Source organism: Flavobacterium cucumis (genome assembly GCF_900148835.1).
In the GTDB taxonomy this organism is placed as follows: Bacteria; Bacteroidota; Bacteroidia; order Flavobacteriales; family Flavobacteriaceae; genus Flavobacterium; species Flavobacterium cucumis.
Window position 1 is genome coordinate 418,866 of the sequence record NZ_FRYK01000002.1, and the last position, 18,624, is coordinate 437,489.

At 32.6% G+C, this 18,624-nt stretch carries 15 protein-coding genes; 10 read left to right on the forward strand and 5 right to left on the reverse strand.

The features are described from left to right. Window positions 1-28 precede the first annotated feature (28 nt). Window positions 29-661, forward strand: a complete 633-nt coding sequence (locus tag BUE95_RS07925) for a response regulator transcription factor (RefSeq protein ID WP_073583172.1) — start codon at window positions 29-31, stop codon at window positions 659-661. Between the two features lie 622 nt (window positions 662-1,283). Here BUE95_RS07925 and BUE95_RS07930 read toward each other — a convergent pair. From BUE95_RS07930 to BUE95_RS07940, 3 genes are read right to left on the reverse strand one after another with little or no spacing between them, the layout of a single operon-like run. Then, entirely contained in the window at window positions 1,284-3,845 is a 2,562-nt protein-coding gene (locus tag BUE95_RS07930; RefSeq protein ID WP_073583174.1) for an alpha/beta hydrolase family protein, read from the reverse strand. Further along, window positions 3,846-5,222, reverse strand: coding sequence for a RagB/SusD family nutrient uptake outer membrane protein (locus tag BUE95_RS07935; RefSeq protein WP_073583176.1), 1,377 nt, complete (start codon window positions 5,220-5,222; stop codon window positions 3,846-3,848). A gap of 19 nt (window positions 5,223-5,241) precedes the next feature. Then, the gene (locus tag BUE95_RS07940; protein ID WP_073583178.1) at window positions 5,242-8,250 is read right to left on the reverse strand and encodes a SusC/RagA family TonB-linked outer membrane protein; all 3,009 of its coding nucleotides are present in this window, start codon (window positions 8,248-8,250) and stop codon (window positions 5,242-5,244) included. Between the two features lie 671 nt (window positions 8,251-8,921). On the opposite strand from BUE95_RS07940, the gene BUE95_RS07945 reads away from it, so the two are divergent. The 7 genes from BUE95_RS07945 (at window position 8,922) to BUE95_RS07975 (ending at window position 14,848) form a co-directional block, all read left to right on the forward strand. After that, window positions 8,922-9,176 (forward strand): helix-turn-helix domain-containing protein, encoded by a 255-nt coding sequence (locus BUE95_RS07945; RefSeq protein ID WP_073583180.1) that lies wholly within the window; start codon window positions 8,922-8,924, stop codon window positions 9,174-9,176. Between the two features lie 238 nt (window positions 9,177-9,414). Continuing rightward, window positions 9,415-9,966, forward strand: a complete 552-nt coding sequence (locus BUE95_RS07950; RefSeq protein ID WP_073583182.1) for a hypothetical protein — start codon at window positions 9,415-9,417, stop codon at window positions 9,964-9,966. After that, complete coding sequence (locus tag BUE95_RS07955; RefSeq protein ID WP_073583184.1) at window positions 9,963-10,511, forward strand: hypothetical protein; 549 nt, start codon at window positions 9,963-9,965, stop codon at window positions 10,509-10,511. Before BUE95_RS07950 ends, BUE95_RS07955 begins: the two co-directional genes overlap by 4 nt. A gap of 31 nt (window positions 10,512-10,542) precedes the next feature. Further along, a complete protein-coding gene (locus tag BUE95_RS07960; RefSeq protein ID WP_073583186.1) occupies window positions 10,543-11,295 on the forward strand; it encodes a DUF2971 domain-containing protein in 753 nt (250 codons plus the stop codon). A 649-nt stretch (window positions 11,296-11,944) separates the two neighbouring features. After that, on the forward strand, window positions 11,945-12,931 hold the full coding sequence (locus BUE95_RS07965) for an SMEK domain-containing protein (protein ID WP_073583188.1): 987 nt from the start codon (window positions 11,945-11,947) through the stop codon (window positions 12,929-12,931). Next, entirely contained in the window at window positions 12,928-13,158 is a 231-nt protein-coding gene (locus BUE95_RS07970) for an ABC-three component system middle component 6 (RefSeq protein ID WP_073583190.1), read from the forward strand. The genes BUE95_RS07965 and BUE95_RS07970 overlap by 4 nt, the downstream gene beginning before the upstream one ends. Then, window positions 13,133-14,848, forward strand: a complete 1,716-nt coding sequence (locus BUE95_RS07975) for a DUF2326 domain-containing protein (RefSeq protein ID WP_073583192.1) — start codon at window positions 13,133-13,135, stop codon at window positions 14,846-14,848. The genes BUE95_RS07970 and BUE95_RS07975 overlap by 26 nt, the downstream gene beginning before the upstream one ends. Before the next feature lie 401 nt (window positions 14,849-15,249). Here BUE95_RS07975 and BUE95_RS07980 read toward each other — a convergent pair whose 3' ends face one another. Together BUE95_RS07980 and BUE95_RS07985 are read right to left on the reverse strand one after the other, a co-directional pair. After that, a complete protein-coding gene (locus tag BUE95_RS07980; protein WP_073583194.1) occupies window positions 15,250-15,606 on the reverse strand; it encodes a helix-turn-helix domain-containing protein in 357 nt (118 codons plus the stop codon). Window positions 15,607-15,608: 2 nt separating this feature from the next. Beyond that, window positions 15,609-15,887: a type II toxin-antitoxin system HigB family toxin gene (locus BUE95_RS07985; RefSeq protein WP_234977640.1), complete on the reverse strand. Its 279-nt coding sequence runs from the start codon at window positions 15,885-15,887 to the stop codon at window positions 15,609-15,611. Between the two features lie 846 nt (window positions 15,888-16,733). Between BUE95_RS07985 and BUE95_RS07990 the strand changes: the two genes are divergently transcribed. Then, the gene (locus tag BUE95_RS07990; RefSeq protein WP_073583198.1) at window positions 16,734-17,492 is read left to right on the forward strand and encodes a T9SS type A sorting domain-containing protein; all 759 of its coding nucleotides are present in this window, start codon (window positions 16,734-16,736) and stop codon (window positions 17,490-17,492) included. A 651-nt stretch (window positions 17,493-18,143) separates the two neighbouring features. Further along, window positions 18,144-18,620, forward strand: coding sequence for a DUF5675 family protein (locus BUE95_RS08000; protein WP_143165248.1), 477 nt, complete (start codon window positions 18,144-18,146; stop codon window positions 18,618-18,620). Window positions 18,621-18,624: the final 4 nt, after the last annotated feature.

The window sequence follows — 18,624 nt, forward strand, 5'->3', positions numbered from 1 at the left end:
TTTTTTAAAATCTAATTAACCTGTTCGGATGAAAAAAATTGTAATATTAGAGGACGATACTTCATTTCGAGAAGTTATTGTCTCCGAAATTGATAAAAACCCTGAAATGGAATGTATTGGTTCTTTCTCAAAAATTAAGGACCTTACCAAAAATCTCCCAGAATTATTCCCCGATTTATTTTGGTTAGATATTAGTCTACCTGACGGATTGATTACAAATCATATCGTTAAAATAAAACAATTATATCCCAATTCACTGTGCCTAATTTGTTCCATGCACGATGATGATGAAAAGGTTTTTGCAGCAATTAAATCGGGAGCCGACGGCTATATATTAAAAAACAGTTCCTTAGAAACTATGATGACGGCATTAGACGAACTCTTTGCAGGCGGATCACCAATGAGTCCATTCATTGCCAGAAAAGTAATCAACTACATGCAGGATGATGTCACAGAAAAAGCAATGCTATTAAATTTAACCAAGAGAGAACAAGAAATTCTTTCCAATTTAGCCTTAGGATTTCAGTACAAAGAAGTAGCTGAACAATTAAGCGTAAGTTTAGAAACAATAAAAAAACACGTACAAAACATCTACAAAAAACTGCACGTACAAAACCGAACAGAAGCAATAAATAAATTTAACAAATTGAATTTATTGTAAATCAACAAAGACAGTCAATAAAACAAATTGAAATTATGTTCAGTATCACTGATAATTTCACGTGTAATAACTTAAAACATAGGAGTCATAAAAGACCGTGTCAACACAACATAACATTAATCAAAGTATACAAAGGATTATAAAAATTACTCAAATTCCCTTAATCCGTGTTCCAAAAAAACTTGAAACCTGAAACTTGAAACCTAAAACCAAACAAAGATTTTTTAAATTACTCCCATTTCTAAAATCTGTGTTCCAAAAAATCCGCCACCATCCGCCTTCGCTTTAGCGAACCCTATTTAACCACAAAGCTAAAGAAAGAAAAATCTACGACCATGCTTCATCAGCGCTCCAAATTTTAACCATTCCTCCCCAATTAAAACTCTAAAATTTCTATAATTTCTCCAATCCGTGTTCCTAAAAAACTGAAACCAAGCAAAGATTTTTCTAATTTCTAAAATCTGTGTTCCTAAAAAATCCGTCATGATCTGCCATCGCTTTAGCGAACCCTATTTAACCACAAAGCAATGTCTTGTCCTGAACCTCTTTACAGAAAACAATAAGTTGCGTTCTGTATTTAAAAAGACAATGCCGGAACGGTATTTATTCCGGCATTGTTGCTTTATTGTTTTAGGTGAACCTCAAACCATTTTTTAATTTCATGCGTAAGCAATACTTGATTTTCAGGTGAATTAATGGTGTGTCCTTCTTTTGGAAACAACAGCAATCTATTTTTCTTCTGCAAACGCCTTAAAGCCATATGAAGATAAATACTTTGGTTCCAATCTACATTATAATCTTCCTTTCCAGTCCAAATCAAAACAGGGGTACTAATTTTAGTAACATTAGCAATGGGTGAATTATTTTTGTAACCTTCACTATTTTCAAAAGGATTGGATCCCATTCGCATCTGCTGCGATTCAAATCGCCAAGCTTGGGTTCGGTTCCAAGACCAATTCATCTGAACATACAGATTATTTAAGTCCGTAACACCAGAACCCACTACAGCCGCTTTAAAAAGATCCGTTTGCGTAATAATCGACGCTACTTGATACCCGCCAAAGGAATGCCCATATAGACCAATGCGATTTTCATCCACTACCTTTCTTTTTAAAACTTCGTTCACAGCACTTACCACACAATCTTTTGCTGCTATTCCGGGATTCCCAACTTCATACACTATGTCGGGTAATAACACAAAATAACCGTCATGAATATAATTGGCCACAGCAAAACCACCTCTGTTATAAAGGGTTGGATATTCATATTGATGCAAGCGATGGGACAATTTTTCATAAATGTAGGTAATCATGGGATACTTTTTAGCTTCATCATACCCTACAGGATAATACAAAACGCCTTGTAAGGAATCGCCACGGGTATTGACATAGTGAATTAATTCTGCCTTTCTTGATTCAAATCGATCATACTGCTTGTTGGACTGATAAATAACTTTTGAATTTTTATCTCTATTGGATTGCCACACAATCCTTGGTGGCACATTACAAGCTTCTTCTATCCAAATCATTTCCTGATTTTTTGCAGTAGTTTTGATTTTACTCGATTTTGAAGTGTTGTGATGCACTTTTTTTAATCCTTTTGTTTCGCTCCAAAAGTAATAGCCCCAGTTTTTATTTTTATCAAATGCCGATACGATTATGCCCTCCCTTTTATCAAATGTATGCGTTAAGAATTCAATACTTCCGCGAAAGGATTGACTTACATACAAATCGTCTTCAACCCTAAATTTGGTTGCAGTTGCTCTTCCATTTGTTATTCTCGTTCGCTCTTTTCCATCGGGGGTTATTTTCCAAATGTCATATTCATCATAAATAAAAACATGTCGATTGTCTGATGACCATCCCGCACAACCAAAAGCATATTTTGGACCTGCTTCGTCTTGTTTGTAATTTTCTACGGTATAGGGTAACTTTTTCGTAATGTTAGTATGGGTTTTCTTGTGCATATCATATACCCACCAATTCTGATCCCTATAGTAATGCAAGTAGCTCCCTTGTGATGATGCACCAAAGGTCTGTACTTTTTGAGATTGTTTTTTCAGTAACAATACCGTTTCATTTGTTTTTAAGTCGGTTAAGTAAAGATCAACTGGCCCCGAAAGTTCAAATTGGGGTTCATAAGCTATTGGGTTAAAGCTAATAATATAATTGCTATCCGGACAAACTATGGTTCTTGGCCTATCATTTGTAGCCAATACACGAATTTTATTTTTTTGCGGCCACCAAACGGCTAATTTGTTTTGAGTCTCAAAAGCACCTTCTGTAATTTGTGACGGGTATTCAAGCGGCGAATCATATTCCCAAACCTCCATTTTCACCTCTTCCCTCTTGGCCTTCTCACGGGCATTCAAGTAAAAAAATACTTTGTCTTCATGGGGTTCCAACAGCATGCCTTTTTGACCAAAAGGCTTTACAATACTTTTATCTCGTAATTCCGGAAAATCATCGGTATTTAGGGTGTACAGCTTTTGGGTTGCTATATCGTAATACCCAATAGCATGATTTTGATTGGCTGTAGCAACGGTTTCTTGATTTTCAAAAAAAGCCACTCCTTTATCTTGATTCCAAATTACATTTTTAAAACCCAATGAATTGTGCGCAATGATTATCGCAACCAAAGGATTATCGGTAGTGAAAAGCACTACCGATGTATCCTTGACCACCACGATATCCCCCTTAGAACTAAACTCAAATGCTTTAACATTGGAAAGATATTGGCGCTTTTTGGTTTTTACTTGTTGTAAAAGCAAAGTGTCTGTATGGGTTAGGATGCCAATGCGATTACCACTGGCGTCTAACTGATATTTCTTTACCTTTTTAAATTCGTCTTTCGTTTCCTTTTCAAGATCGAAAAGTACTACCTCATCCCTATCATTCTGACAGCTAAACCAGTTGGAATCGAAGCTAAATTGACCATTGAAATACTGCGGAAAAATAAACTGCTTATCGCCTTTACTTGCTCTTAGCACCAATGTGTCATTCGCATTCTCATACTGCAATTTGAAAGCAATCCAATTCCCATTTGGAGCCATACTTTCATCCTCGAGTGTATGCCATAGTTTGTAATCCTGCTCCCTAAGTACCTTTTTTGTACTTTGTCCAAACACCATTTGACAGCCCAAAACCAAAATGAAAACGATACTTTGTATGGCAAAATTTCTCATTTAGTATCCTGTATTTTGGGGTAATAGATTGGAATTCAAAAGGAGCTCAGCTTCTGGAAGTGGAAAAACAATATGGGTGTTTTGCCAGTTGGGTTTGATAGGACTTAATACCGCTGCTGCATTTCCTGTTCGCTTTAAATCCAACCAACGATGTCCTTGCTCAGTGAACAACTCCATTTTTCTTTCTTGCAATACAGCCGCTAGAATTTGCGCTTTTGTTACAGCGATACTATTTGCAAGTCCTGCTCGATTTCTCACTTTATTAAGATCTTCCAATGCCGCAGTCGTATTATCCTGTTCTGCTCTTGCCTCAGCGCGAATCAAATACAACTCTGCCAAACGAAACAAAATTGTATACTCTTGTGAGGTACCCGTATTTAAAGTTTTCTTGTATTTGTAAGCATGATACCAAGATTGACTCCCATTTGTTATCGTTCTTGTCCAATTGGTCCTTCTCGTATCATTAAGTTCAAATTCATTGATTAAATCTTGTGATAAAGCTGGCCTTGTAGGCGGACCTATTGAGAAAACAAATGTTCTTGCATCTTTGGTATTTAATCCTGCAATTCCAGGGTGCAAAGCCCATATAATGCCAGGATTCTCTTTTAAAAATACGTTTGCCACATTCAATTCCCAAGTATAAACGCCACTATTTAGTACGGCTGTTGCCGCTGATTCAGCTTGTTCCCAATTGCCCAAATACAAATGCTGACGCGCCAACATAGCTTTTGCTACGTATTTATTGGCTCTAACGCGCTCTGATGATGGATAATTTAAAGGCAACAAAGCTATTGCATCTTCTAAATCTTGTACAATATTTTGATTAACCTCAGCAATACTGTTCTTAGATACTGTTGCATTTTGTAAATAGTTTGTAGTGGTAATGTAGGGAATTTCTCCAAAGCAATTGGTCAAGTAAAAATGAATGTAGGCTCTTAAAAATAGGGCTTCCCCCTTAAGCTTCTCCTTGTCTTCTTCTGCAATAGCACTTGTGTTATCCAATCCTTCTATAATCGAATTAAGAGCATACAATTGGCTGTAACTCGTATTCCAAAGGGTAGCCAGAAAAGAATTACTAGGTACTAACGTGTGATTATTAAAACTTTGAAAAGAAGTATTGCTTCCATAAAAGGTGAGTTCGTCGGCATAATTTCCCAACAAATGGGAAAGGCCAAAGGCTGTGCCCGTTACCATGCCTTCTTCACGAAGTCGGGCGTAGGCATTCACCAGTGCTGCATTTGCCGTATTGACATCTTCAAAAACCGCAGGCCCTGTAAGTTGCGATTGGGGCACCTCAATTTCAGTAAAACTTTCACAACTCGTTACTACCATTAGTAAAAGGAATACAAAACAGTACAGTTTAAATAATGTTTTCATATTTTTATTTTTTTTAAGATTATAAATTGAATTGGATACCAAGCGTCCATTGTTTTAATGGAGGGAGAAATCCTGAGGTTTGATTTTCAGGGTCGGCACCGCGATATTGGGTAAAAGTCAAAAGGTTTTGTCCTTGCAAATAAATACGACCCGAAAAAGAACCAGAACCTATTTTAGGTAAATTGTAGGACAAGCTAACGCTTTTTAGTCGCACAAATGAAGCATCACTAAGAATGCCATTACTATCCCTATAATAAGAAAAAGCTTGCACTGCTGCTGGATTAGCACCCGATGTGTAAAGTTGCGATACCGCACCAGCACCATTAGTTGCCCAATTGTTGACCACCTCAGAAGGTTGATTGGAAAAACTACCCGGCGCAGAAAAGAAATACCCAAAATTTCGTCCTTCTTGTTTCACAAATTGAAAAAGAAAATCCAATTCCCACTTTTTATAGCTTAGCTGATTGCCCAGACCACCAAACCACTCTGGATTCAAATTACCAACCACTTGACGGTCATTTGGTGCTGATAGTTGACCATCGTTATCGTAATCTTGAAATTGGTAAACGCCACTCCCTGCATCAATTCCGGTAAGGTTGTAAAGCTTTATAATGTTTAATGGCTGTCCTACAACTAATGTATTGGCATAGGTGGAACCTGCTAAATTTTTAAAGGCTATTAATTCGTTTTTGGGTTGTGTAAAGTTGAAGGTAGTTGTCCATTTGAAATTATTCTTACTAATGTTTACGGTTCTTACGTCAATTTCAATTCCCGTATTTTGCACAGTGGCATCAAAATTTGCTTGTATGGAAGGGAAACCCGTTGTGCCAGGAAGTGGCACGCCTACCAACTGATTGTCGGAACGATTTGAAAAATAGGCAGTGGTTACAAAAATACGATCCTGCCAAAGCCCTAGTTCTAATGCTAACTCCATTTTTTTATTGGTTTCCCAACCAAAATTTGGATTAAACAAGCGTGTGGGTTGTAGTCCTATTATTCCCTGATAATTATTCGCAGTAATGCTATACGTATCTAAAAATTGATAGTCTCCTATTTGGTCATTACCCGTAGTTCCTATACTGCCTCTTAGTTTTCCAAAACTGATAACAGGAACATGATTTTTTATAAAATTTTCATTTGAAAACACCCACGCAGCTCCAATGGCTCCAAAATTGGCAAAGCGATTTCCAGGACCAAAACGACTGGAACCATCTCGTCTTCCGGTTAGGTTTAAAAGGTACTTTTCGTCCCAATTCAAATTCAACCTCCCAAAAAACGCATGGTATTTATAAAGGATTTCATCGTGATTTAGCACTTCTCGGTTGCTAGCAGCGGCTAAAGTATTGATTAGCGCATTACTGGTAAACCCAGAACCCGATTGCACCAATTGCTGCGCCAAGTCTTTTTGAAAGGTAGTACCCATTAAGGCATCGATTTTCAAAGCACTCCATTGGTTGCTCCAATGAAGCTGCGGTTCTATAATCCAAGATTGACGGTTACTGTTGTTTAGGTATAAAGTAGCCCTATCATTTGTTATTACATCAAACGGATTATACGCGGTGGTTGGGATAGTTCTGCGTTCCATGATGCGCGTATCGGTATACCCGAGATTGGATTTCAACTCCAATGTAGGCAACAATTTGTATCCCAATTGAAGATTTGAAAGCAACGTATTGGTATTGGATCGATAAGTAGCATTTAAAAACCCAAGAGGATTGTCAAAAGTACCGTTCTCCCAATTCAAGCTCCCATCTTCCTGATACAAGGCGGGAGCATTAGGGGCTAATGTATAGGCAAATCGCGTAAGATCTACTCCTGGCAAGGTGTTTTTATCAGCACTGTAATTGGCACTAAACTGCAAATTGAATTTAGCATCGTCTGATAGGTGATTGATATTGGTGTTTATAACCCCTCGCTTGTAATCGTTCTCTCCAGGAAATACTGTGGTTTCATTCCTTAACGTTCCACCAATAAGATATTGGGTTTGACCACTACCGCCTGATAAAGTACCTTGCAAATTGTTAATGATTGCAGTGCCCCCAATAAGTTCTTTTTGCCAATCGGTATAACGGTTGCTATCCCAAGTACCGTTACTATCATAAGCATCAACAGGCAAGGTACTAATACCATCATTAGCAAATGCTTGTTGCCGCATCGCTACATATGCATTGGTGTTTAGCAAATCCAGTTTTCGGGTGATCGTTCCTACGGTTGTAAAGGCTTGTCCTGTAAATTGTGTCTTTCCTTGTTTTCCTTTTTTGGTGGTAATTAAGACCACACCATTGGCGCCTCTCGAACCATAAATAGCGGTAGCATCGGCATCTTTTAATACTTCGATGCTTTCAATGTCTGCTGGATTGATGGTGTTCAACGGATTGTTGGTATTGGGTAATATTCCAGAGATTAAAGTAGTATTGCCCAGCGTTTGCGAAGCATAAGGCATACCGTTCACAATATACAAGGGCTCGTTACCTTCGGCTCGTATACTATTGGTTCCTCTGATTCTAATATTGAAACCTCCTCCTGCGGTTCCCGATTCTTGTGTGATGTACACCCCCGTCATTCTTCCTTGCATCGCCGCAAGCGGATTGGCCACAGGTTGTTGGGCTATTTCTTTGGCTTTTACTTTGGCGATACTTCCAGTGCGTTCTTTTTCTTTTACGTTATAATATCCAGCGTTTATGGTGATTTCTTTGAGTGTTGTAGTAGCTTCTTGTAGTTTTACCTGTATGGGATTTGTAGAAGTAAGGAGCACTTCCTGAGTTTGATAACCAATGAAGGAAAAAACCAGGACATCGTTTACTTGGGCTTGGATTTGAAAATTGCCACTAAAATCGGTTAAAGCACCCGCTTTAGCACCTTTAATGGTGATAGTTACTCCTGCTAAAGGTCCTAAATGGTCGGATACCGTGCCTTTAATACTGTTGTTTTGTGCTTGTGTAGTCATGGTGGTTAACACCAGTAAAGCGATGATGAGATTGGGCATAAGTTGGGTTGCCCAATACCTAAAGAATGCATTTTTATTCATACTTTTGTGTTGGTTAAATGAAACATTGGTTTTGTTTATTCTGGTCCTCTAGCTTGTTTGCCGACGGTTTAGGGGACTTTTTTTGAGTTGCTAAGACTCTTTTTTTGCCACTTATGCATTGATTTTTGACGCTTCGCTTTTTGGTTTGCTCGCAAAGTCGCAGAGACGCAAAGATTTTTGTGGCTGAGCTTTTTCTTGTTTTTATACCATAGGCTACTTGTTTTAAGGGTTACGGAAAGTATGCCGCTCGTGCTTGTTGCAGCCAAGGTTGAGCGGCATCTTTCCCACTAACTAAAAAATTAATTGATGAGACCTATTGCGAAACTTTTTGAAAATAAAGCAGTGCTTAGAATGAAGTGAGTATCGATTGGGGAAATAAAAAAAGCGTGGAACTCAACTTAAACGTTTCAGAGGTACTGGTATACCCTACACACGAATAAGAGAGCCCACGCCGCAGGACGTGAGCATCATACTTATTATCTCGTGTGTTAAAAATTACCAGTTTTCTGAAACGAGATTCTAAGCGAATGCTTCAATGTTTTTTGAAGAATCGCAAAATTACATCTTACTATGTAATTAAAAGCAAATATATCAAACTTTTTTAAATAGTGGGATATATCCCAATAGTATTTTTGTTAAAATAATGCAATTTGCTTCTAAATGAAGTAAACATGGACATTAGCAAAGACTTACAAAAACACATAGGAAATAAATTGACTGAAATCAGAATTAAAAATAAACAAACTCAACATGATATTGAGTTTATAACTGGAATTGATTCAGGAGAAGTGAGTAAATATGAGCAAGGAAAAAGAAATTTGACCATAAAAACCTTGGCTAAATTTGCATTAGCACTAAATGTACATCCGAAAGATTTATTTGGTTTTGAATTCGATATTCAGAAATATAAAGCAGAAAATGAATAAATTCATTTGTTAGTTTGTAAATATTTCAATTAATAAAAAAAGATGCATATGCATCTTTTTTTATTAATTGAGTTTACGGAAAATCGAAAATGATTCTATTTTAATTAAGTTTTTGAAAAATAAGTATTTATACCCGATTGTTAAATTGAGTTATTTACTACTTTAGTGATAAGAAATTTAAATAATCTAAAAAATCATTAAATGTCTTATATTATAAATTTGTTAACCGTAATATAAAATGACTCGATACGAAACTGCCTTAGAAGAATATGAAAGTGAAAATGAAGATGGAAAACATAAGACCATTTACGCATATTTTGGACTTGCTATCTATTTTGGTCAAATTTTAGAAGAGACATTCTCAACAATGTTGTGGCTTGATGGAATATTTAAAAATAAGGTAAAAACTAATAAAGAAGTAAGAGAAATAATAGACGCGATTGAAAACTCAAAAAAAACAATGGGTAAATATATTAACGATGTTAAAAATAGCTACCAACTTTCTGAAAAAACGATTAGGGATTTAGAAACTATTTTAGAGAAAAGAAACTATCTAGTACACAAATACTTTAAAATAGAGATTCAAAAAAGCTACTCAGAACTGGGAAGAAAGGAAATGTTGAAATATTTCTGCGATTTCATTGAACAATCAGAAAATTTAGATTCTACATTAACTTCCTATTATAAGGAATACAAGTTAAAAATGGGATTTACTGATGAAAAAATTGAAGAGCTTGTGAAACAAATGAAAAATGACGAATTAAAAAGAGAAAAAAATAATAAAGCATGACAAATATAGAAATAGTTACATTAGTTGGAATTGGTTTAACTTTTATAGTTGGTTCGATAAACCTCTACATTACTTTTAATAATTCTAAAAAAACTACTTTTATTAATTCAGTAACCGCATCAAGAATTAAATATATACAAGAATTAAGAGAGAGTATTTCAAGATTCTGTGCATTAGCCACCAGTTATAGTAATCGAATTTCAAAACTTTCTTATGAGCAGTATTGGGAACTTCACAAAGAATCAGATTCACTTAAATATTTAATTAGGTTGTATCTAAATCCAATGGATGATTACTGGGACAATCAAATTATCTTATTGACAAATGAAGTGATGCTTAAGTCTGACAAAGATCCATCTGAAACAATTGAACGTCTTATCGAACTAACACAGTTTCTTTTGAAACTAGAATGGGAAGGTGCAAAAAAAGAATCCGAAGTTGGAATTCTTACACATAAGCAAAAGAAAGAGATTTACGATAAATATGTAGCCCTTCATAAAAGCGTCATTACCAGTAAAAATGTAGACAAAAATAAAATTAATTGATAGTTAGCAACAATATTTCAGCATACTTATTATGGAGAAAAACTTTTTAAATTTTAAAGAGGAAGATATTGACAAACCCATATTTAGATTTCTAACCGTAGAAAGATTATTTGAGATTTTCAGAACTCATCAGAATGTCCTAGTCAGTCCAAAACTTTGGGAAGATCCATTTGAAAATCACATAATGAGTTCTTTCATTAATCAAAAAACTGAAGACGAAAGAGATATTTGTATTGGTTTCAGAGACAATTTTTATGGACAATGTTGGACACAAACTCGTGAAAGTGATGCCATGTGGCGAATATATTCTCCAAATAAAAATGGTGCAAGAATTACTACAACACCAAGGAAATTATTAAAATCATTGTTTATTGATACAGGAAATCAAATTAACGATTTTAGTTGTTTTTTAGGAAAAGTACAATACTATTCAACAACTAAACTTTGTCAACATTTAGATAAAAATGCAATACATTGGTTAATTGAGCCAACAGGTAAGGGCATGATTCAATCTCTCTTATTTAAAAGATTACCTTTCAAGCATGAAAATGAAGTACGATTAATAATTAATACCAAATTTAAACCTCAAAGAGCAAAAATTAACATATATCCTTATTTGTTCAATCCATTAGAAATAATAGACGACATTGTTTTTGATCCAAGAATAAATTACGAAGAATATCAAAATTACAAGATTCAACTTAGAAAACTTCGTTTCACCAATAGAATTGTAAAATCAATACTCTATGATATGCCAAAATTTACAATTAAAACACAATTTTAAAATGCTTTTATTTTTCTTGAATATCTTTTGTTGTACAAATTTAAAATGAAACTTCTATTGAATTGAACTACTATACTTTCAGTTTAATTGTTACAAAATTTGACGAGTATTTTAATAATTTTTAAAGTTCTTTTTTACTTATCAAATTGGGATAACTTCTTGTCAATTCGGGTGTAACTGCTTTGAGAATACTAGTATTCTCAAAGCACTGTTCTATTTTTGAGGAATGGAATGGTATAAAATTTTAGGTTTAGTTGTTATGTGGTTTGTGGGTCTTTATCTAAGGGGTAGGATTTATGAGGAGCGGAATGGGTATAAACGGAATGATAGATGGAGGAAGAAAAAATAGGTGCTTAGGTATCTATTTTTTTGTTTAAGAACTTATCAATTCAGGATGATTTGTAAGAAAAAATAAATATATTTGATTATAATATAAAGGGAAACAAAGCTTCGTCAATCTACTCGATTTTGGGTGTATATGAGAAGGTTTGTCTCGGATATATAAGTTATCGCTCAGTGTAAAAGCCGACTGCACAAACGGAAAAACTAACTTTGAAAAGTAAGTGTGAAATTAGAATAAATTAATTATCCTGCAACATTTGTATCTTTGCAAAGTCAATAAAACTTTTTTTAAAATAGAAATAAAACAATGATTGATTTAAGACAGGAAGCATTTAATAGTATTAGTCGAGTATTAGCCATAACAAGATATGATATTGAACAGCGTCAATTAATCAATGAATATGGTTTAAATATTCACGGAGAAAACTATTTTAGAGATGTGTTTAAATTCGTTTATGATAAAAATTACGAAAATGAAAATTTTGACAGTCAAAATAATTCTTGTATAGATTTAGTTGATAAAACTGAAAAACTAGCATTGCAAATTACAACGACTAGAACTAGAGAAAAAATTGATAATACTTTTAATGCACTAAAGTTTGAGAAATATGAAGGTTACTCAATTAAAATATTTTATCTATTAGACAAATCAAAACCTAATAAAGACACGATTGAGGAATACAAAAAAAAATATGGTGTTGATTTAAATGATTGTTTATTTGATTACACCGATTTAATTAAGAAAATTGAAAGTCTGGAAACTTCAAAATTAATAGAATTAAACAATAAATATTTCAAAAAGAATACTGAAAAATACACTGATGAAATTGTTTTAAATCTTGTTTTTAAGCATTTAATTAAAAATTTTACAAATAAAAAACCAAACTATGATGACGATTTTGGGACAATTGATACAAATGATAAAATTAAATTGAACAACCTAAATAGTCGAATAGAAAGTGAGATTAATAAAGGTTTAGATTACATAAGTTTAGTAAATAATGAAGACAATATTTTAGATGATTTGAGAAAATTTTTAGTTGATGATTTATATAAACAAATTTTATTTGACTTATTATTGTCAAAAGTATCTAAAATAGAATTGGAGAGGAAAACATTAGCAGAGTTAAGCGATTTATGTCAAATTCATAAGATAGATTTTAATAAAATTATCAGTAATTTACATACTAGCTTGGAAAGTAAGATAGATATTAAAGATTTTAATTCAATGTCTATTAGTTGGATTATAATTTCTTTCTTTTTTGAAATTTGTGATATTGGTTTAAAAAAATGATATTACCTACAAAAACAATACAGCCAGTTGACAGTCTATTAAGTATTTCAGCTTTAATTATTGAAATATTAAAAGAAAAAGAGATGACTTTAGATGACTTATTTGATGAGTTCAATAAAAGATACTATAAAAAAATAACAATAGAAAAATTGATACTGTCTGTTGATTTTCTATATATAACAAATAAAGTAATGGAGAACAATGCAATTATTAAAATTAACGTCTAGTAATCCAAAATTTAAAACAATAAACTTTGAAAAAGGTTTAAATATTGTTGTTGGTACTCAATTGACTAAAGAGCAAAAAAAGTCAATTAATGGTATCGGCAAAAGTATGTCATTGTCTTTAATTCATTACTTATTTGGTTCAAAGTTTAAATCAAAATCAGAAATAAAACTTAAAGAATTTTTGTCTAAATATGGAGATTTTGAACTTTCCTTTATTCATAAAGGTAAAGAACACATCATAAAAAAGAACTTTTCACAAAAAGAATATTATTTAGATGGTAAAAAAAATACTCAAACAAATTTTCCTAAAGAATTAAATAAATTATTTCTTGGTAATGAAGAGGCAAAACCATCTTTTAAACAAATTTTAAATTGTTTTGCAAGAAAACATAGCAGCGAGACAGGTTATTACAGCAATATTTTAACACAACAGGCTCGACCTATTGAAGACTACTACCAAAGGTATGTTAATCTATTCTTACTTAAATTAGATTTGAAATTGGTTGAAGAAAGTTTCTCTGTAAAAAACAAGTTAGAAAAATTAGAGAAAGCTAAAACTACAATTCAAGAATATAAAAAGGCACTAGATAGTTCTAATATAAATGATTTAAAAGATGAAATTATTAAGTTAGAAGGACAATTAAAAAACTTCATTATAGCTGAAAACTTTGATTTGTTAAAACAAAAAGCTGATGACCTAACAGCACAGTTAAATGAAATTAGAAATAAAATGTTTTTTAATGATAAAATTTTAAAAAGAAAAGAACTTAGCTTAGAAGATTCAAAAAACACCAATATTGATAATTCAAAAATTGAAAATATTTTTAGTGAAGCTAATTTCTTTTTCAAAGAAATGGTTACAAAAAAGCTGGAAGAAGCACAGGAATTTCATAAAAATTTAATCAGCAATAGAAAAAAAAGGTTAACAATTGAAATTAATGAGTTAAAACTTTTATTAATAAAACTTCAGGCTGATAAAGAAATTATTTCTACTGAAAGAGATTCTATTTTAAAAGACTTAAATAATAGTGGTGCACTAGAAGAACGCGATAGTATTAAAGATAGAATTAAAACTCTTGAAAATCAAAAAAATGATTTAGAAAAATATGAAAATATACTAAGTGATTTTAAAAAGGACAAAAGTAATTTGGATGTTAGGAATGCAGTTTTAAAACAAGAAAGCATTGTCTATCTTGATAAAAACCAAAAGGAACATAATGAAATAGAGAAAATATTCAGAGATTTAGTAAAGCAATTTTACGATAATCAAGGTGGCTCATTTAAAATTGAAGAAGCTCCTTCTGCTAAGTATCTTTTCAATATCAACTCTCACATTCCAAAAGAAGGCTCCCAGGGCGTTGGAGAGGTAAAAATATTTTGTTATGATGTTCTATTATATTTATTAAACAAAAATTTACTGAATTTTTTAGCGCACGATGGTTGCATTTTTTCTGAAATGGATCCAAGGCAAAAAACTACAATATTTAAAGTGATTCTTGAGCTTGTGAAGGATGATAATTTTCAGTATTTTTTAAATATTGGAGAGAATACATTAAATGAAATTTTAGATGATAATAATCAAATAAATATTTTAACGGAAGTAGAAAAAGAAAAAATAAGGAAAAGTATTAGATTAACATTATCTGACAAAGAAGAGAAAAATTGGTTGTTTGGTGAAAGTTTTGACTAGTAATATGCCAACGGTTCCCCCGCTGGTGTGCGAATCCTTTCGAGTTCCATGAACTCCAAATAAATCATCACAAGCCAAAAAACAATTGGTTTCATTTTAATTTTAGAGTTGTCAAATCCGCATAACTTCTTGTTAATTAAGAATTAAAACATTTTAGCACTACTTCATTTCTCTATTCTATTCTATTTTTGAGAAATGGAATGGTATAAAATTTTAGGTTTAGTTGCTGTGTGGGTTGTGGGTCTTTATTTGAGAGGTAGGATTTATGAGGGGAGGAATGGGTATAAACGAAATGATAATTGTAAAGAAAAGAAATAGATGCCTCAGCCTCTATTTTATTTTACAAATGATAAAAAAGTTGTTTATATTTGATGGTATTTACTAGTTAGCAAAAATGCTATTTACGCACTGTGTAAAAAGACTTCTGCAGGAATTTTAAAATAATCTTTTAGCTTCTGCGCCATTTTTAAAGTGATTTCTCTTTTGCCTGATAAAATTGCAGAAACGTGACCTTTGCTTCCAATAATTGGTTCAAGATCTTTTGCCTTTATTCCCATTTCCTGCATTTTATATTTGATTACTTCCAAAGCGTCTAACTGAGGTAATTGATAATGCTTTTCATCATAATCTTTGACTAAAACAATAAGCAAATCCAATTCATCACTTTCAGGAGTATTAGGTTCTGCGTTAAATATCTCCATCATTCGTATTGAAGCTTTGTTATAATCGTCTTCTGTTTTTAATACTTTCCAGTTCATAATTAAATCATTTTGTTTGTTAAAATTGTTGTGTCAAAAGCAATTGTTTCAACATTGATTTTGTCATATTCTTTATGCGTTCCAAACCAAATTACATAGCAAGCAGCTTGTAAAAAATTCGCGGAAACAATCAACCTAAAATCATTTCCTTTAATGTTGAAAACAATGCGGCTATTGTTTACTATGCTTGCATTACCATAAACATTCTTAACCTCATTGAAATTATTAAATTCATGTTTAGAAAACTCATTATACCAAATTAGCAATTGTGTTTCTGCCATTGGATATTTTTTGATGTAATATAAAATTGTTTTCTTTACAAGGATTTTCATATGGCAAATATAACAAAAGTTTTCAATTTGCAAACTATTTTATATCAAATATTATAAATTAAGCACATTTGCTAACCACGGTTTTACCCCGCTGGTACGCAAATCCTTTCGCGTTCCATGAACTCCAAATAAATCATAATGAGTTAGAAAAAAACACATCATTATTTTCAATTTTTAAAGTTGTCAAATCCGCATAACTTATTGTTAATTAAGCATTAAAACATTTTAGCACTACTTCATTTCTCTATTCTATTCTATTTTTGAGAAATGGAATGGTATGAAATTATAGGTTTTGTTGCTGTGTGGGGTGTGGGGCTTTATCTGCGGGTTAGGATTTATGAGGGGAGGAATGGGTATAAACGATGGATGGGAAAGAAATAGAGATTATTGTGTAACTTAAAAAGAAGAAATCAAAAGTGCAATAATACTCAAATGATAAAAAAAAGATATATTTGATAAGTCATTAATAAGTTACTGATAATCTTACATCTAACCTTGATATAAATTTAAACTTACAGTTTACCAAAGAAGTAAATCAAACAGGTGTAAGATATAGATTATTTGTAGCGGGGAAAATAAGCCGAACAGAAACCCGAAAATAATAGTAGGCAATCAATAAATATTAAATATATGAAAAAAATCTTCACTTTCATTTTGTTTTTAATTGTTTCTTTTACTTTCGGACAAGTTGCATCCGGATGTGGTTCAACTAATTAGCCTTCTAACGTCCCAGTAAGTTCTGGTGTTTCATTTAGTGTTCCTGCAGGAACCGGAACAGGATGGACATACGTTTGGGTGGTATCACCATCAACTAAATTAACTATTTTATCCGGTCAGGGAACTCCTACTGTAATTTTGAAAGGTGTTACAGGAGCCTCTGGCACTGCAAATGTTTATGTTACAAAATACAAAGACGGTATAAGCGCTTGTTCAGACATGAAAACCGTAACAGTTGGCAGTAGCACTGGAGATTTATGTAGCTTTACACTAGGAATTTTAGACGAATATGTAGATGGCACTCAAAGCGGATCCGATACAGTCCACCTAAGTGTTAGTGGTAACTATCCTACAGGTACAACTTATTCCTGGACAATTACAAGACAAGATGGTTCAGTTCAGTATTATCCACCACAAGCAACAAGAGTAAGAATAGTTGCTGCATCTATAGACAATAGAATAACTGATGCTACAGTTGAAGCAATTTACCAAAATTGCACAAGTGTAATATCTAAAAATTTTAGATGTGCAATCCCTAATGCAGATATTTATGGTAATTTATTTCCAGAATGCCAAGGGATCAATTACAATGGTCTGTTCAGACAAGCAACAGATATTAAAATCGCTCCAAATCCTACAAATGCAACAATCACTTTTGAAGGAAAAGATTTGAAAAATCATAAAGTAACGATATATGATAGTAACGGTGTGGAGATAATTAAAAACTCAAAAATCGACCAGAATATTAGTCTTGAAAAACAAAATAAGGGAATTTATTTCTATGTAATCACGGATGAAAATGGATTTCAACAAAAAGGAAAAATAATAAAAGAATAAAACTCATCTAAAACTCTCATCCGAATTTGTGTGAGAGTTTTTTTTTACACTAAACAATGCATTAAATATTCCTAAATCAATAGTTAACAAGTTGTTACAAAAATACTTTTGTATATAATTCAAGTCAAGGAAACCAACATAAACAAGAAAAAAACTAGATATCTTTTTTTAGTATGTAGAATTGTATAATAGCCCGACTTCCCTAGATTAAGCCCTAAAAACCTCTCATGTACTTTTTGCTTACCACTACTCTATTTGGAGGAATGGTATGAAATTACAGATTTGATTGTTGCTTGGGTTGTGGGGCTTTATCTGAGGGGGAGGATTTATATGATAAGAGTGGACATAATCAATGGAAAAAAACAGGTTACTGAGGCATCTTTTTTTAAAGTAATTGATATTCAATTTGCTAGTTTGAAACAAAAAGAACAGCGTAAAACGAACTGGATTAGCAAAGGCAAACAATATTGTAAAACACTCATTTATAGATAATAAAGTATTTTATTTTTGAATATAATACATCTTTAAAAACATAAAATTTGTATTTTTATTGCAGCTATTTAACTATATTTGTTAATAGGATTTTTAGATTTTTTGAAATCTCTTCCTAGAGTAATAAAAAAAACTGACAAACACCAAAAGCAAGAAAATATGAAATCAATAAAATTCACAGCATTGATAATGGTTTTCTTTTCATCAATTGGTTATTCCCAAGACAATTTTACAGTAACAATTGAAAGACAATTTTCATCGAATAACTGTACAATGGGTTATCTAATAACTAATAATGATGTTCTTTGTTACACATTAGAACTGCCTTGGGCAGATAATTCAAACAACATTAGCTGCATTCCAAATGGATCATACAATGGAATTTTAAGATATGACAAAAAAGATGGCTGGAGAATTCAACTTGACAATGTACCAAACAGAACTGGAGTTCAAATACATATGGGAAACTATACAAGCGAAATTCAAGGATGTATTTTGGTTGGTACAAATGCTAACATTGACAACTGTAATGTTCAAAATAGCGCCACGGCTTACTTAAAATTAAAAAAAGCTTTTTATGGAACTGAAACACCAAATAGCACGCCCAATAAAAAAATAGTTGTAACTTTTAAATAATCGA

Excerpts from the sequence above, each read along its gene's own strand:
- BUE95_RS07940 (WP_073583178.1), bottom strand. The coding sequence starts at position 8,250 with ATGAATAAAAATGCATTCTTTAGGTATTGGGCAACCCAACTTATGCCC.
- BUE95_RS07970 (WP_073583190.1), top strand. The coding sequence starts at position 12,928 with ATGATATTACCTACAAAAACAATACAGCCAGTTGACAGTCTATTAAGT.
- BUE95_RS07935 (WP_073583176.1), bottom strand. The coding sequence starts at position 5,222 with ATGAAAACATTATTTAAACTGTACTGTTTTGTATTCCTTTTACTAATG.
- BUE95_RS07960 (WP_073583186.1), top strand. The coding sequence starts at position 10,543 with ATGGAGAAAAACTTTTTAAATTTTAAAGAGGAAGATATTGACAAACCC.
- BUE95_RS07930 (WP_073583174.1), bottom strand. The coding sequence starts at position 3,845 with ATGAGAAATTTTGCCATACAAAGTATCGTTTTCATTTTGGTTTTGGGC.
- BUE95_RS07955 (WP_073583184.1), top strand. The coding sequence starts at position 9,963 with ATGACAAATATAGAAATAGTTACATTAGTTGGAATTGGTTTAACTTTT.
- BUE95_RS07945 (WP_073583180.1), top strand. The coding sequence starts at position 8,922 with ATGGACATTAGCAAAGACTTACAAAAACACATAGGAAATAAATTGACT.
- BUE95_RS07950 (WP_073583182.1), top strand. The coding sequence starts at position 9,415 with ATGACTCGATACGAAACTGCCTTAGAAGAATATGAAAGTGAAAATGAA.
- BUE95_RS07965 (WP_073583188.1), top strand. The coding sequence starts at position 11,945 with ATGATTGATTTAAGACAGGAAGCATTTAATAGTATTAGTCGAGTATTA.
- BUE95_RS07925 (WP_073583172.1), top strand. The coding sequence starts at position 29 with ATGAAAAAAATTGTAATATTAGAGGACGATACTTCATTTCGAGAAGTT.
- BUE95_RS07980 (WP_073583194.1), bottom strand. The coding sequence starts at position 15,606 with ATGAACTGGAAAGTATTAAAAACAGAAGACGATTATAACAAAGCTTCA.
- BUE95_RS08000 (WP_143165248.1), top strand. The coding sequence starts at position 18,144 with ATGAAATCAATAAAATTCACAGCATTGATAATGGTTTTCTTTTCATCA.
- BUE95_RS07975 (WP_073583192.1), top strand. The coding sequence starts at position 13,133 with ATGCAATTATTAAAATTAACGTCTAGTAATCCAAAATTTAAAACAATA.
- BUE95_RS07985 (WP_234977640.1), bottom strand. The coding sequence starts at position 15,887 with ATGGCAGAAACACAATTGCTAATTTGGTATAATGAGTTTTCTAAACAT.